At 65.2% G+C, this 12,860-nt stretch carries 12 protein-coding genes; 7 read left to right on the forward strand and 5 right to left on the reverse strand.

Translation table 11 applies throughout. The features are described from left to right. The first annotated feature begins 1 nt into the window (after nt 1). From HNE04_RS08130 to HNE04_RS08145, 4 genes are read left to right on the forward strand one after another with little or no spacing between them, the layout of a single operon-like run. Nucleotides 2-436 (forward strand): YeeE/YedE family protein, encoded by a 435-nt coding sequence (locus HNE04_RS08130; protein WP_172218032.1) that lies wholly within the window; start codon nt 2-4, stop codon nt 434-436. Nucleotides 437-443: 7 nt separating this feature from the next. Then, the gene (locus HNE04_RS08135; protein ID WP_172218033.1) at nt 444-890 is read left to right on the forward strand and encodes a YeeE/YedE family protein; all 447 of its coding nucleotides are present in this window, start codon (nt 444-446) and stop codon (nt 888-890) included. Continuing rightward, the gene (locus tag HNE04_RS08140) at nt 887-2,464 is read left to right on the forward strand and encodes an MFS transporter (protein WP_328700287.1); all 1,578 of its coding nucleotides are present in this window, start codon (nt 887-889) and stop codon (nt 2,462-2,464) included. The genes HNE04_RS08135 and HNE04_RS08140 overlap by 4 nt, the downstream gene beginning before the upstream one ends. 20 nt (nt 2,465-2,484) lie before the next feature. Then, complete coding sequence (locus tag HNE04_RS08145) at nt 2,485-3,036, forward strand: NADPH-dependent FMN reductase (RefSeq protein WP_172218034.1); 552 nt, start codon at nt 2,485-2,487, stop codon at nt 3,034-3,036. Here HNE04_RS08145 and HNE04_RS08150 read toward each other — a convergent pair. Then, a complete protein-coding gene (locus HNE04_RS08150) occupies nt 3,033-4,166 on the reverse strand; it encodes a sensor histidine kinase (protein WP_328700288.1) in 1,134 nt (377 codons plus the stop codon). The two genes, HNE04_RS08145 and HNE04_RS08150, sit on opposite strands and share 4 nt — an antisense overlap. 208 nt (nt 4,167-4,374) lie before the next feature. Here HNE04_RS08150 and HNE04_RS28505 point away from each other — a divergent pair, with 208 nt between their 5' ends. Continuing rightward, on the forward strand, nt 4,375-4,548 hold the full coding sequence (locus HNE04_RS28505; RefSeq protein WP_407926594.1) for a DUF3606 domain-containing protein: 174 nt from the start codon (nt 4,375-4,377) through the stop codon (nt 4,546-4,548). Nucleotides 4,549-4,582: 34 nt separating this feature from the next. On the opposite strand, the gene HNE04_RS08160 is transcribed toward HNE04_RS28505, so the two are convergent. Then, nucleotides 4,583-5,059: an Lrp/AsnC ligand binding domain-containing protein gene (locus HNE04_RS08160; protein ID WP_172218036.1), complete on the reverse strand. Its 477-nt coding sequence runs from the start codon at nt 5,057-5,059 to the stop codon at nt 4,583-4,585. A 100-nt stretch (nt 5,060-5,159) separates the two neighbouring features. Between HNE04_RS08160 and putA the strand changes: the two genes are divergently transcribed. Further along, nucleotides 5,160-8,909: a trifunctional transcriptional regulator/proline dehydrogenase/L-glutamate gamma-semialdehyde dehydrogenase gene (gene putA, locus HNE04_RS08165; protein WP_172218037.1), complete on the forward strand. Its 3,750-nt coding sequence runs from the start codon at nt 5,160-5,162 to the stop codon at nt 8,907-8,909. 1 nt (nt 8,910) lies between these two features. Here putA and HNE04_RS08170 read toward each other — a convergent pair whose 3' ends face one another. Further along, nucleotides 8,911-9,387: a LysR substrate-binding domain-containing protein gene (locus HNE04_RS08170; protein ID WP_172218038.1), complete on the reverse strand. Its 477-nt coding sequence runs from the start codon at nt 9,385-9,387 to the stop codon at nt 8,911-8,913. Between the two features lie 21 nt (nt 9,388-9,408). Between HNE04_RS08170 and HNE04_RS08175 the strand changes: the two genes are divergently transcribed. Beyond that, the gene (locus HNE04_RS08175) at nt 9,409-9,693 is read left to right on the forward strand and encodes an HpcH/HpaI aldolase/citrate lyase family protein (protein WP_207717484.1); all 285 of its coding nucleotides are present in this window, start codon (nt 9,409-9,411) and stop codon (nt 9,691-9,693) included. 31 nt (nt 9,694-9,724) lie between these two features. Here the strand turns inward: HNE04_RS08175 and HNE04_RS08180 are convergent, their stop codons facing one another. Both HNE04_RS08180 and HNE04_RS08185 read right to left on the reverse strand, forming a co-directional pair. Then, nucleotides 9,725-11,749, reverse strand: coding sequence for a 4-oxalomesaconate tautomerase (locus tag HNE04_RS08180; protein WP_172218039.1), 2,025 nt, complete (start codon nt 11,747-11,749; stop codon nt 9,725-9,727). A gap of 1 nt (nt 11,750) precedes the next feature. Then, on the reverse strand, nt 11,751-12,722 hold the full coding sequence (locus tag HNE04_RS08185) for a Bug family tripartite tricarboxylate transporter substrate binding protein (protein WP_172218040.1): 972 nt from the start codon (nt 12,720-12,722) through the stop codon (nt 11,751-11,753). Nucleotides 12,723-12,860 lie beyond the last annotated feature (138 nt).

Below are 12,860 nucleotides of genomic sequence, written 5' to 3' on the forward strand. Positions count from 1 at the left end.
TATGTCGATCGACTGGAACTCATTCACGCCCTGGTCCTCGCTGGCCGGCGGCGCGCTGATCGGCCTGGCGACGGCGATGTTCGTCCTGCTCAATGGCCGCATCGCCGGCGTCAGCGGAATCCTCGCGGGCTTGCTGCGTCCCGCCCGCGGCGAAATCGCATGGCGTGTCGCCTTCATCGGCGGACTGATCCTTGCGGCTCCCGCATACGGCTTGTTGACGGCACTCCCCTCGGTGCGGATCGACGCCGGCTACGGCATGCTGGTGATTGCGGGCCTTTTGGTGGGAGTCGGCACGCGCTACGGGGCCGGGTGCACGAGTGGCCACGGCGTCTGCGGCCTGTCGCGGCGCTCGCCGCGTTCCCTGGCCGCGACCGTTGCCTTCATGGCAACGGGGTTCATCACGGTTTTCATCGTCCGGCATCTGCTGGCACTGTGAGCAAGCCATGCCGCTATTGAGTGCTTTCATCACGGGCCTGGTGTTCGGCTTCGGGCTGCTCTTGTCCGGCATGGCCAATCCGGCCAAGGTGCTGGGCTTTCTGGACATCGCGGGTGCCTGGGATCCGTCGCTGGTGCTGGTGATGGCGGGGGCCATCAGCGTCGGCCTCGTCGCCTTCAGCCTGGCGGGCCGGCGTACGCAGTCGCTGCTGGGCGAGGAGATGAGGCTGCCGCCCTCCGGTCGTATCGACCGCCGGCTGCTGGCCGGCAGCGCGGTGTTCGGCGTCGGATGGGGCCTGGCGGGTTTCTGTCCGGGGCCTGCGCTGGTGGCGCTGGGCATGGGCCTGGAGCCGGCCGCCGTGTTCGTGGCCGCGATGCTTGCCGGGATGGCCGGCTTCGAGATCCTGGAGTGGCAGCGCCAGAAGGTGGTCGCTGTGTCGGCTACCCGAAGGTGACCCTCTCTTACCGCTTCCCCTGCGACGACGCATCACTGCGTGACCGCACGCCGGGCGTCGCTTGCGGTGCGACCCAGAAGCGCTGGGTGCTGGCCGCCTCGATCATGGGATCGAGCCTTGCCTTTGTCGACGGCACTGTCGTCAACATCGCCTTGCCGGCTATCCAGAATGAACTGCGCGCTTCGGTCTATCAGGCGCAGTGGGTTATCGAGTCGTACGCGCTGTTGTTGGCGGCGCTGCTCCTGGTCGGCGGCGCGCTGGGCGATCGCCTGGGGCGCCGGCGCGTCTTCATGCTGGGGGTGGTCATCTTCGCCGTCGCGTCGATTGCCTGCGCCTTTTCGCGCACCGTGCAACAGTTGATTGCCGCTCGCGCTGTGCAGGGTGTGGGCGCTGCCCTGCTGGTGCCGGGCAGCCTGGCATTGATCAGCGCCTGCTTTCCAGAGGACGAGCGCGGGCGCGCCTTCGGCACCTGGGCGGCGTTCAGCGGCATCACCTCCGCGATCGGACCTTTGCTGGGCGGCTATTTGGTCGATCGGCTGTCCTGGGCCTGGGCCTTCGCCGTCAATGTGCCGCTGGCCGTGATGGTGCTCGCGATCACGTGGGCTCGCGTTCCCGAGAGCCTTCGTCCGCAATCGGCAGGGCGACTGGATGTTGGAGGAGCTGTGCTCGCGACCGCGGGGCTGGGCGGCCTGGTGTTCTTTTTCACCGAGGCGCCCGCGCGGGGCTGGGGCGCCCCAGCGGTGCTGTTGGCGCTGGCCATCGGGGTCGTGGCGCTGGTCGCCTTTTTCCTTGTCGAGCGCGTTCGGGCTGCACCGATGCTGCCGCTCGGGCTGCTGCGCAATCGCAACTTCGCCGCCGCGAACCTGCTGACGCTGCTGCTCTATGCGGCGCTCGGCGGCGGGCTGTTCTACCTGCCGCTGAACCTGATCCAGGTGCAGGGCCTGACTGCGACGGCGGCCGGCGCCGCGCTGCTGCCGTTCATCCTGATCATGTTCGTGCTGTCCCGGTGGGCCGGCGGGCTGGTTGACCGGCGCGGCGCGCGAGCCCCTCTGATCATCGGGCCGCTCATCGCGGCCGCCGGATTCGCATTGCTGGCGCTGCCGGGCCGCGAATCCAGCTATTGGAACGGTTTTCTGCCCGGGGTGGCCGTGCTGGGCCTGGGCATGGCCATTGCGGTGGCGCCTTTGACGACGACCGTCATGCAATCGGTGGCCGCAGACGATGTTGGCACGGCCTCCGGTGTCAACAATGCGCTGTCGCGTGTGGCGGGCGTGCTGGCGATCGCCGTGTTCGGCTCACTCATGGCGGCCGTGTTTGAGCCGAGGCTGCACGCCGCCGTGGCGGGCACCGGCATGCCGGCCGACCTCGCCCTTGCGATTTTGCAGCAACGCGACCGGCTGGCCGCGATCGAATTGCCGGCAGGCACTGCGGAAGCGGTCGCGCAGGCTGCGCGTGCGGCGGTGCAGGACGCTTTCGTCGCCGGCTACCGCTGGATCATGGCATGCAGCGCGGCCTTGGCGCTTGCCAGCGCTGCCGTGGCGGCCGCCTGGCTGGACGATACGGACTTGCGATAATTTACTGAACGGAGCAAACCATGCCAACCCTCCTGGGAATCTCCGGCAGCCTGCGTGCCGGCTCATACAACACGGCGCTCCTGCGCGCGGCAGCCGGCCTGATGCCTGGCGGCACCACCCTGGAAGTCGTCACGTTGCACGGCATCCCGTTGTACGACGGCGACGTCGAATCCAACGAAGGCATCCCGCCGGTGGTGCAGGCCTTGAAAGATCGTGTTGCCGCCTGCGATGGACTGCTGCTGGTCTCGCCCGAGTACAACAATTCGATGCCGGGCGTGCTGAAAAACGCGATCGACTGGCTCACCCGGCCTGCCGCGGACATCCAGCGGGTGTTCGGCGACCGCCCGGTCGCCGTTATCGGCGCGTCCCCCGGAGGTTTCGGCACGATGCTGGCGCAGAACGCCTGGCTTCCGGTGTTGCGCACTCTGGGTACACGGCCCTGGTTCGGCGGCCGATTGATGGTCTCGCGCGCAGGCCAGGTGTTCAACGAGGCGGGCGAGTTGGTTGACGAGAAAGTGAAGGCCCAACTGCAGCGGTTCCTGCAGGGCTTCGTGGCTTCGCTGCAGCGCTAGTTGTAGCGGGGCAAGCTGATCGTGAAAACGCAGCCGACGGCCGGGACGTCCTGGACGGTCAACGTGCCGCCATCGGCTTCGACGCTGGCGCGCGCGATCGAAAGGCCGAGGCCGAGACTTGACTTGTCGCCCACCGTTCGCTGGGAGAACGGCTTGAACATGGTGGTTGCGTACCCGGGGGCCAAGCCGCCGCAGTGGTCGTGAACGGAAATCAGGATCTTGTCGCCGACAGCCTGCGAGTTCAACGTCACTTCCGTGTCGGGCCGGCTGAACTTGAAAGCATTCTGCAGCAGGCTTTCCAGCGCCGAGAGCAGTCGGGCGTGATCCCCGGTAAGTTCCAGGGCCGGATCAACGGCCGCTGTCGTGAACCTGCAGCCGCTGGCCTGCGCATAGAGCAGGGCGTCATTTCTGGCCTCGGCAATGAAGGATGTGAGCGGAAACGTTTGACGCTCGCGGATGGCATCCGCTTCGGTGTGCACTTCCGCCAGCGACCGGTTGACGAGGGTGTTAAGAGCGGCCAGGCTTCTTTTCAGGACCGCGCCGGTGGAACCGGAGATGGGCAGATTGCCCTGCTCGAGGGCCGCCACCGCATACGAGGCGGTAGAAAGGGAGTTGCGAAGCTCATGCACGAGGACCCCGACGCGCTCGTTCACTTCGGCGGTTTGCTTGCGGGCTACCATGGCATCGCGCTGATGACTGAACGCGCTCACCGCACTTGCGATGGCGTTGTCAAGACAGCGGTTCAACGTGCGGAACTCGTCAATCGAAAATGGCGCGTCCCGCTCGAATGCCAGATCGGTGATCGCCTGGCAAAGGTCGCCGTAGTCGTGGACCACTTGGTCGACCGAGAATCCGAGGTTCAGGAGCTGCTTGCCATGCGCCGTTGCGCTCACACCCATTTCGGACACTACAAGCGTGCCCCCGCCTGATTCACCCGAAATTCTGAGACTCTCCGCGGCATCGCCTGCCCCTTCCTCGGCCTCGAGCGTTTTCTGAAGCTGAGCGAGAAATAGTGGGACGCCATTGCTCAATTGCTCAGCCGTGGCCGCGCGTCTCGGTCGCAATGCGACCTTGGCCTTGCACCGTTCAACCAGTTCGTCGTGGTTGTTGGCCAGAAATCTGGACATCATGAGGGTAGCTTGAGTGGAGTTTAAAAATCCACACTACGAATCTGGGCCCAATTCGTCTGTACGTTGCCGCACATAGTGCATTTGCTTTCATATCACCATGGCTTCGGGTCTGCGCGGTTGCCGACCTGTCGAGGTTGTGCCAAGCTGGGGCGAGGGGAGTTAATGTCGTCGAAATTGAGGTGGCGAGATGACGTTACAAGTAATCGGCATGCAGCAGCAGCCTGAGCGGAGCGCGCGAGAATTTGACGAATGGGCCAAGACATTGCGTACTTCGCCTGATCAACTGCGGGAGGCGGTATGTGTGGTGGGTATAACTCCACGCAAGATTCGCGCTTACCTCAGAACGCATCCGACTCCCCGAATCGCCACTATCCCTCGGTAAGCACCAGTCCGGCCTCCTCGGCTCGCCTCCGCGATCAGGCCGGGATGTGCAGCTTCGTCGAATTCTTGACCTCCTCCATGACGGCATACGTTCGGGTTTCACGCACACCGGGCAGTTGCCAGAGGACGGTGCCGGCGAAGGTTCGGTAGGCGTCCATGTTGGCGACGCGTGTCTTCAGAAGGTAGTCGAACCCGCCGGCCACCATGTGGGCTTCCAGGATTTCAGGGTGAACTTGTACTGCGGCCTGGAACTCGCGGAACACGTTCGGGGTGGTCCGGTCGAGGAGAACTTCGACGAAGACCAGCATCCCTGCGCCGAGTAAGCGAGGGTTGAGGCGAGCTTCGTAGCCTTCGATGAATCCATCCCGGGTCAGTCTCTGGACGCGGGCGAGCACGGCCGTGGGGGACAGCGCCACTGCTTCCGCTAGCTTGAGGTTCGAAATCCGGCCATCGTCCTGCAGTTGCTGAAGGATGCGCCGGTCCGTTCGGTCGAGATCTTCGAGGCTGGGCATGTGTAGAGAATCCTTCGGGAGAATGCTGATAAATCGAAGCAATATGCTACCCAGAAACTGGAACATTGAGGATGTCACTTGAAAACCTCCTAAATAGTCCATGAACTTCACCTCGGCACGCGCCTTCGAGCAATTCTTCGAACCCGCTGAGCTGGCCGCACCCCGGCTGCGACAGGCGATCACTGCCGCTTGGCGCCTCCCCGAGCCGGAGGCTGTCAAGCTGGTTTTGGCCAGCGCGAGCGTCCCGCAGGGCGTCAAGTCCAGGTCGCAATCTCTCGCCCAACAAATCGCACGCACGTTGCGCAACCGCAAGTCCAGCTCCGGGCGCGCAGGCATCGTGCAGAACCTGCTGCAGGAATACGCGCTTTCGTCCCAAGAAGGGATCGCCCTCATGTGCCTCGCCGAGGCGCTGCTGCGGATTCCAGACTCTGCGACCCGCGACAGCCTCATTCGCGACAAGATCGCCCAAGGGCAGTGGCGCACACACCTCGGCAAGAGCCCCTCGTTGTTCGTGAACGCGGCGACCTGGGGCTTGCTCATCACCGGCAAGCTCGTGTCGACGCACAGCGAATCGGGCCTGTCGGCCTCGATCGGCCGGCTGGTCAGCCTCGGCGGCGAACCGCTGATCCGCAAGGGCGTCGACATGGCGATGCGGATGATGGGGGAGCAGTTCGTCACCGGCGAGCACATCGAGGAAGCGTTGGCGAACGCGCGCGAGCGCGAGAAGGAAGGATTCCGCTACTCCTACGACATGCTCGGCGAGGCGGCGCTGACCGCCGGTGATGCCCAGCGCTACCTGCGCGATTACGAGAACGCGATCCATGCCATCGGCAAGGCGTCCGCCGGGCGCGGAATCTACGAAGGGCCGGGCATCTCCATCAAGCTGTCGGCACTCCATCCGCGCTACAACCGGTCGCAATACGACAGGGTCATGGGCGAGCTCTACCCGGTGCTCACGAGCCTGTGCGCGGTTGCGAAGCGCTACGACATCGGCCTGAACATCGATGCCGAAGAAGCGGATCGCCTGGAGATCTCGCTCGATCTCCTCGAAAGGCTTTCCTTCGAGCCCCAGCTGCAGGGCTGGGACGGGCTGGGCTTCGTAGTCCAGGCCTACCAGAAGCGCTGCCCTTTCGTGATCGACTACTTGATCGATCTCGCCCGCCGCAGCGGCCGGCGGCTGATGGTCCGGCTGGTAAAGGGCGCTTATTGGGACTCGGAGATCAAGCGGGCCCAGGTGGACGGACAGGATGGCTATCCGGTGTACACGCGCAAGCCCTACACCGATGCGAGCTACATCGCCTGCGCACGGAAACTCCTCGAAGCACCGGAGGCGGTCTATCCGCAGTTCGCAACGCACAACGCGCACACGCTGGCGACCATCTACGAGCTGGCCGACCCGAAGCGGTACACTCCTGGACAGTACGAATTCCAGTGCCTGCACGGCATGGGAGAGCCGCTCTACGAGCAAGTGGTGGGCGGCACGAGCGATGGGAAGCTGGGACGTCCCTGTCGCATCTACGCGCCGGTCGGCACCCACGAAACCTTGCTCGCCTACCTGGTGCGTCGCCTGCTCGAGAACGGTGCGAACACATCCTTCGTCAACCAGATCGCGGACCAGACGCTCTCCATCGAAGCGCTGGTGCGAGACCCGGTCGACACCATCGAGGACTATGCACGCAAGGAAGGCCAGGTCGGCCTCCCGCATCCGGCGATACCGCTGCCGCGCGACCTCTACGGGAGCGTCCGGCAAAACTCGCGTGGGCTCGACCTCGCCAATGAGGCGCAACTGCGCGAGCTTGCCGTTTCGTTCAAAGCCGCGGCACAACAGCCCTGGCACGCGGAACCAATGCTCGCGGTGGACACGGCCTCTACAGAGAAGGCGCCTGTGTTGAACCCGGCGAATCAAACCGACAAGGTCGGTTACGTCCGTGAAGCGACGCCCGAGGACGTCGACCTCGCTTTGCAGCATGCGGACCTCGCGGCCCCTGCGTGGGCTTCGGTTTCTCCCGCCGAGCGCGCGCGTCTGTTGGAGGCTGCGGCAGTGCGACTCGAAGATGATATACCGCGCTTGATGAGCGTGCTGATCCGCGAGGCTGGCAAGTCGGCGGCCAACGCCATCGCCGAGGTGCGCGAAGCTGTCGACTTCCTGCGGTACTACGCTCGCGAGATTCGCGACCACTTCGACAACAGCACGCATGTTCCGCTGGGGCCCGTTGTGTGCATCAGCCCGTGGAACTTTCCGCTTGCGATTTTTGTCGGCCAGCTCTCCGCGGCGCTCGCGGCGGGCAATGTGGTCCTCGCAAAGCCGGCGGAGCAGACTCCGCTGGTCGCGGCGGAAGCCGTGCGAGCCTTGTGGGCCGCCGGTATCCCACGCGGCGCGATCCAGCTGCTTCCCGGCCGTGGCTCCGTGGTCGGTGCGCGACTGGTTGCGGATCCCCGCGTCAAGGGCGTGCTGTTCACCGGATCGACCGAGGTGGCGCGGATTCTTCAGGGCAGCGTTGCCGGCCGGGTGAACGAGAACGGTCGCGCGATCCCGCTGATCGCCGAAACCGGGGGCCAGAACGCCATGATCGTCGACTCATCCGCGCTGGTGGAGCAGGTGGTCAGCGACGTACTGGTGTCTGCCTTCGACAGCGCGGGCCAACGGTGCTCGGCGCTGCGGGTTCTGTGCGTGCAGGAGGAAGGCGCAGATCGCGTCCTCGAAATGCTCCTGGGCGCGATGGCAGAACTGCGGGTGGGCAATCCTGCGCGCCTCGCGACAGATGTGGGGCCGGTCATCGACGATGAAGCACGGGGGAACATCGAGCGGCATATCCAGGAGATGCGGGCCAAGGGCCGCCGCGTTCACCAGCTTGCAGGTCACAGCCAGGATCCGCTTCACGCCGGCACGTTCGTGTTGCCCACGGTCATCGAGATCGACAACATCTCGGAGTTGAAGCGCGAAGTGTTCGGGCCCGTCCTGCACTTCGCCCGCTTCAGGCGGGAAGAGCTGGACGGCCTCGTCGGCCAGATCAACGGCACCGGTTATGGGCTGACGATGGGCCTGCACACGCGCATCGACGAAACGATCGCCCGTGTCGTGGATGTCGCGCAGGCAGGCAACATCTACGTCAATCGGAACATCGTCGGCGCGGTAGTCGGCGTCCAGCCGTTTGGCGGAGAGGGGCTTTCCGGCACCGGCCCCAAGGCGGGTGGCCCGCTCTATCTCTACCGTCTGCTGTCCCGCCGTCCCGAGGATGTCCTGGCGCGCGCGGTCGAAGGGGACGCCGACGCGAGTGAACGCACCCCGCGGACCCCCACCGGGCCTTTGCGCGCTCTCGCGGATTGGGCTGCCACCCAAGGCCCCGACCTTGGCTCGCTGCCCGCGGTCTGCGCCCGCTTTGCCAGCCTGGCGCGATCCGGCGAATCGGTCGTGCTGCCGGGGCCCACGGGTGAGCGCAATGTGTACAGCATTACCCCACGTCCGCATGTGCTCTGCCTGGCACAGAATGAGTCCGACCGGTTCACCCAACTTGCTGCCGTTCTTGCGGCGGGCAGCCGTGCCATCTGGCCAGGAGACGCCGAGATGCTCCTGCAGCGTCTTCCGGCCGAAGTTCAGGGTCATGTCGCCATCGCGCGAAATTGGGCAGCGCCAGAAGTTTCGTTCGACTGCGTGCTGCTGCATGGCGCGGCGCAGGAGCTTGCGGACGTACAACAGCGCCTGGCAAAGCGAGAGGGAGCAGTCGTCAGTGTCGAACGCCTCGCACCCGGCGAAACCGACATTCCGCTGGAGAGACTCGTCATCGAGCGTGCGCTCAGCATCAATACGGCTGCCGCCGGCGGAAACGCGACCTTGATGACGCTCGGCTGATTCAGGGTCCCAGCCACCGCCCCTCCGGCCACGCTCCTCGTTCGACTGCATCCTTCGCGCACCCCACCAAGAGCACGACGGCACGCCGCACGTGCTGGCCGATCGCCCGGTTGGCTGGAAGGGCAAGAACGATCGTCCGGGTGATCTTCGGATTGCAGAGCGGTGCGGCCGAGACAAGCTTGCGCGCCAGTTCATCGGCGAAGGCAACCGGCGGAAGAGTCGTGAGGCCATGGCCGCCGAGCACAAGGCTCTTCTGGACGCTCATCGCATTGGTCTCGACCGCGATCCACTGCTGCAGCGTGCCGGCATAACCCATTGAGATCCTCATGCGGATGCCCGGGTCGTTGGCCGCGACGGCACTCACCAGCGGGCTGGAAATCAGGTCGCAGGTGCTTGGCAGCAGCCCCACCGTGACGAGGCCGCCGATGCCGTCGACAGCGCCGCCGATTTCGGCCCGTGCGCGATCAAGTTCCAGCATGGCACGGCGCGCATAGACGGAGTGACGGTCGCCATCGGCGACGACGATAAGCTGCGTGAAGACACTCGGCGGGCGCTGCGCTTCGGCTTCGGTGGCAAGCTGTGCATCCATCCGCGCCAGGTGCCTCTTATCCACGAGTTCCTGTCGCCGACGGCAGAGGAGGTCGATTGGGCGCGGCGTGTGATTGCCGCGGACGCCACCTCCGGTGGCGCCGCCGTGCAAATCGACGGCCGCATGGTGGATCTCCCGGTGGTGCTGCAGGCGCGCCGGACCCTTGCTCGGGCTCGAGGCTCGCAGGCATCATGAGCCGTGCGCTGGCTCGACCGCAGTCGCGATCTCAGTCCAGCGTGACCAGACGGGACTCGTGCGGCGCCAGTCTGCCCTGTGCCACAACCTTCGACCAGCGCGCGAGTTCGGCGTTCACCTTCGCTGAAAGCGCAGCGGGACTACCCGGTTCGACCTGCGCACCATTGCTCTGGAAGCGTTCCACCACTTCCGGATCGTTAAGCACCTCGTTCAACAATTCGTTGAGCTTGCCGATGGTCTCTGCGGGCGTGCCACTTGGCGCGAACAAACCGTACCACTGCGCGATGTCGACACCGTCCACACCGAGTTCCGCCAAGGTGGGGACTTCCGCCAGACCGGGCAGTCGCTGCGGACCCGCGACCGCCAATGCCCGCAAGTACCCGGCGCGAATGAACGGATGCGCCGTAAAGAGACTGGGAAACATGATCTGCGAACGGCCCGCGACCGTGTCGGCGATCGCCGGGGCCGCGCCTTCGTAGGTCGCACCGGCCATTGACGTGCCACTGCTTAGCTGGAACAGTTCCGCGGCAAAGTGCGGCGGCGTGCCGTCACCGGCCGAGGCGTAGACGAATCGGCGCGGCTCGGCCTTCAGCTTCGCAATCAGCGTCGCCACGTCGGCAGGGGCTTTGTCCGGATGGGCCACCATCAGGGTAGGAGATGAGCCGACCAGTCCGATCGGCGCGAAATCGGCGACCGGGTCGTAACCGACCTTCTGCAATGCAGGATTCATTGCATGCGTGCCGATGTAGCCGAACATGAGCGTGTGGCCGTCCGGTTCGGCAAGCGCCACATACTCGCTCGCAACAGCGCCATTCGCGCCGGCCCGGTTGTCCACCAGCACTTCCTGACCCAGCAGGGGACTCAGCTTGCCGGCAATGATTCGCGCCATGGCGTCGTTACCGCCACCCGCACGAGTTGGCACGATGATCGTGAGAGCCTTGTGCGGGAAGGTCGATGGCACCTTGGCCGTCGTGTCGGGTCGCGAAAACACGTAGTCCGGCAAATGCAGTTCGCCCTGCATGATCTTGCGTGCGGTGCGGACCAGCGCGGCGCGCTCGACGGCCGCATGCTCTCCTGTGCCTTTCAACTCGACTTCCACATCGATTTGACCGGCCGGATGCAGCACGACCAGGGCATGCCGCCCCGGTTCGCGCGCCATGCCGCTTGCCACGGTGCCGGGCAGCGCAAAGGCGCTGGCAACGCCGATGGCACCTGTCACGGCGTGGGATGCGTGGCAGCGGCGCGGCGTGAAGTAGCGGGAGGTCACGCTGTTGGGCGAATCACCTGCGCTTACCAGCACCGGCTTCGGAATGACACTGTTCGACACGTCGCCCAGGCCCATCATGCGGCCGGCCTGCAGGCGCAGGGCCTCCAGCCGCTCCAGCAGCGGGGTGTCCGCGTCCAGCGCTGCCGGCTTCTCGCGACCGGTCAGGCCCAGGTCGGAGGCGCGCACGATCATCAGGGGCATCGCCGCGTCGATGCAGGTCACCTCGACGCCGTCGATGGTGTCGATGCGCTTGCCAGTCGGAAAGACCTGCCCTGTGACAGCGCCCCAAGCGTCCAGAAAGTTGAGCAGGATGGGTGCCGCAGTCCCGGCCACGCCGTCGATGCGCGCATCGCCTTCGTAGCTGACGCGACCGCCGGGCGTGCGCACCGTCACGTCGATGCGCGAGCCTGTGTTGACGTTGTATACACGCACGCTGGTGGTTCCATCCCGGGCGGGAATCAGACCCTGTTCGATCGCGAAAGGTGCCACGCCGGACAGCATGTTGCCGCAGTTGGGCCGTGTGTCGACCGAACGATGCCCGACGCCCACTTGTGCGAACAGGTAGTCGAGGTCGCAGCCGGGTTGGGTGGAGCGCGAGACGATGGCGACCTTGCTGTTGAGCGTGCTGCCGCCGCCGACCCCATCGAGCTGGAGGGGATCGGAGGCACCGATGGCACCGATCAGCGCCTGGTCCCGCGCCTCATCACCCTCGGGGAGCCACTCGCGCAGGAAGAACGGCCCTCGCGAGGTGCCGGCGCGCATGAGCACGCAGGGGATGATCTTGTTCATCTCAGTCGGCTGTCAGCTTTGCAGCCTGCACCACCTTCTTCCACTTGACCTGTTCCTGCTCAACATAACTGCGCAACTGGTCCGGCGACATGGTGGAGACCTCCGCGCCGTGGCCTTCGAGGCGCTGGACGACGCTCTTGTCAGCGAGCACCTGGTTAAGGACCTTGTTGAGTTGGTCCACCACCGGTTTGGGCGTCTTTGCGGGCGCGAAGATAGCGTACCACTGGGAGACATCGACGCCGGTGATGCCTTGTTCCTTGAGCGTCGGCACGTCGGGCATCAGCGCCGAGCGCTTCTCCCCGGCGACGCCCACCGCCTTCAGCTTGCCGCCCTTCACGTAGGGCATGGCGGTAAACAGGCTGGGGAACATCACCTGGGTCTGGCCGCCGATGGTGTCGGTGATCGCCGGTGCGGAGCCCTTGTACGGCACGTGAAGCATCGCGGTGCCCGTCGAGAGCTTGAACATCTCGGCCGCGAAGTGGGGCGCCGTGCCATTGCCCGCCGAGGCGTAGCTGCTCTTGTCGGGGGCAGCCTTGAGCATCGCCACCACCTCCTTGGCGTTGCTGGCCTTGACCGTGGGCGCCACGACCATCAAGGTAGCCGACGAGCCGACCATGGCGACGGGTTCGAAATCTTTTACCGGGTCGTAGCGCAGCTTCTGCAATGACGGGTTCATGGCGTGAGTCGCGATGTAGCCCAGCATCAGCGTGTAGCCGTCAGGTGGGGCGCGCATGACGAATTCGCTCGCGATCGCGCCATTGGCGCCGGCCTTGTTGTCGACGATGACGGGCTGCTTGAGGATCGCCGACATGGCTTGGCCGACGACCCGCGCCATCGCATCGTTGGCGCCGCCCGCAGCGGTCGGCACCACGATGGTGATGGCCTTTTCGGGATAAGCGGCGAATGCGCTCCCGCAGGCGAGGGTGGCGGCCAGTGCGGCGGCGCCGAAAAGATGAGGTCGGGAAAATTGCATTTGTCTACTCCGGTGGATGTGAATGCGGAACTTGGTGGACTGTTGTTCCTGGAATGGGCTCTATGGTCCGCCGGACGGAAAATTCTGTGAATTGCATGTTTAGAATCGATTGATGCGCACCGTCGATCAGTGAGGCGT

The sequence above is a fragment of the Caenimonas soli genome (assembly GCF_013155545.1).
In the GTDB taxonomy this organism is placed as follows: Bacteria; Pseudomonadota; Gammaproteobacteria; order Burkholderiales; family Burkholderiaceae_C; genus Ramlibacter; species Ramlibacter soli.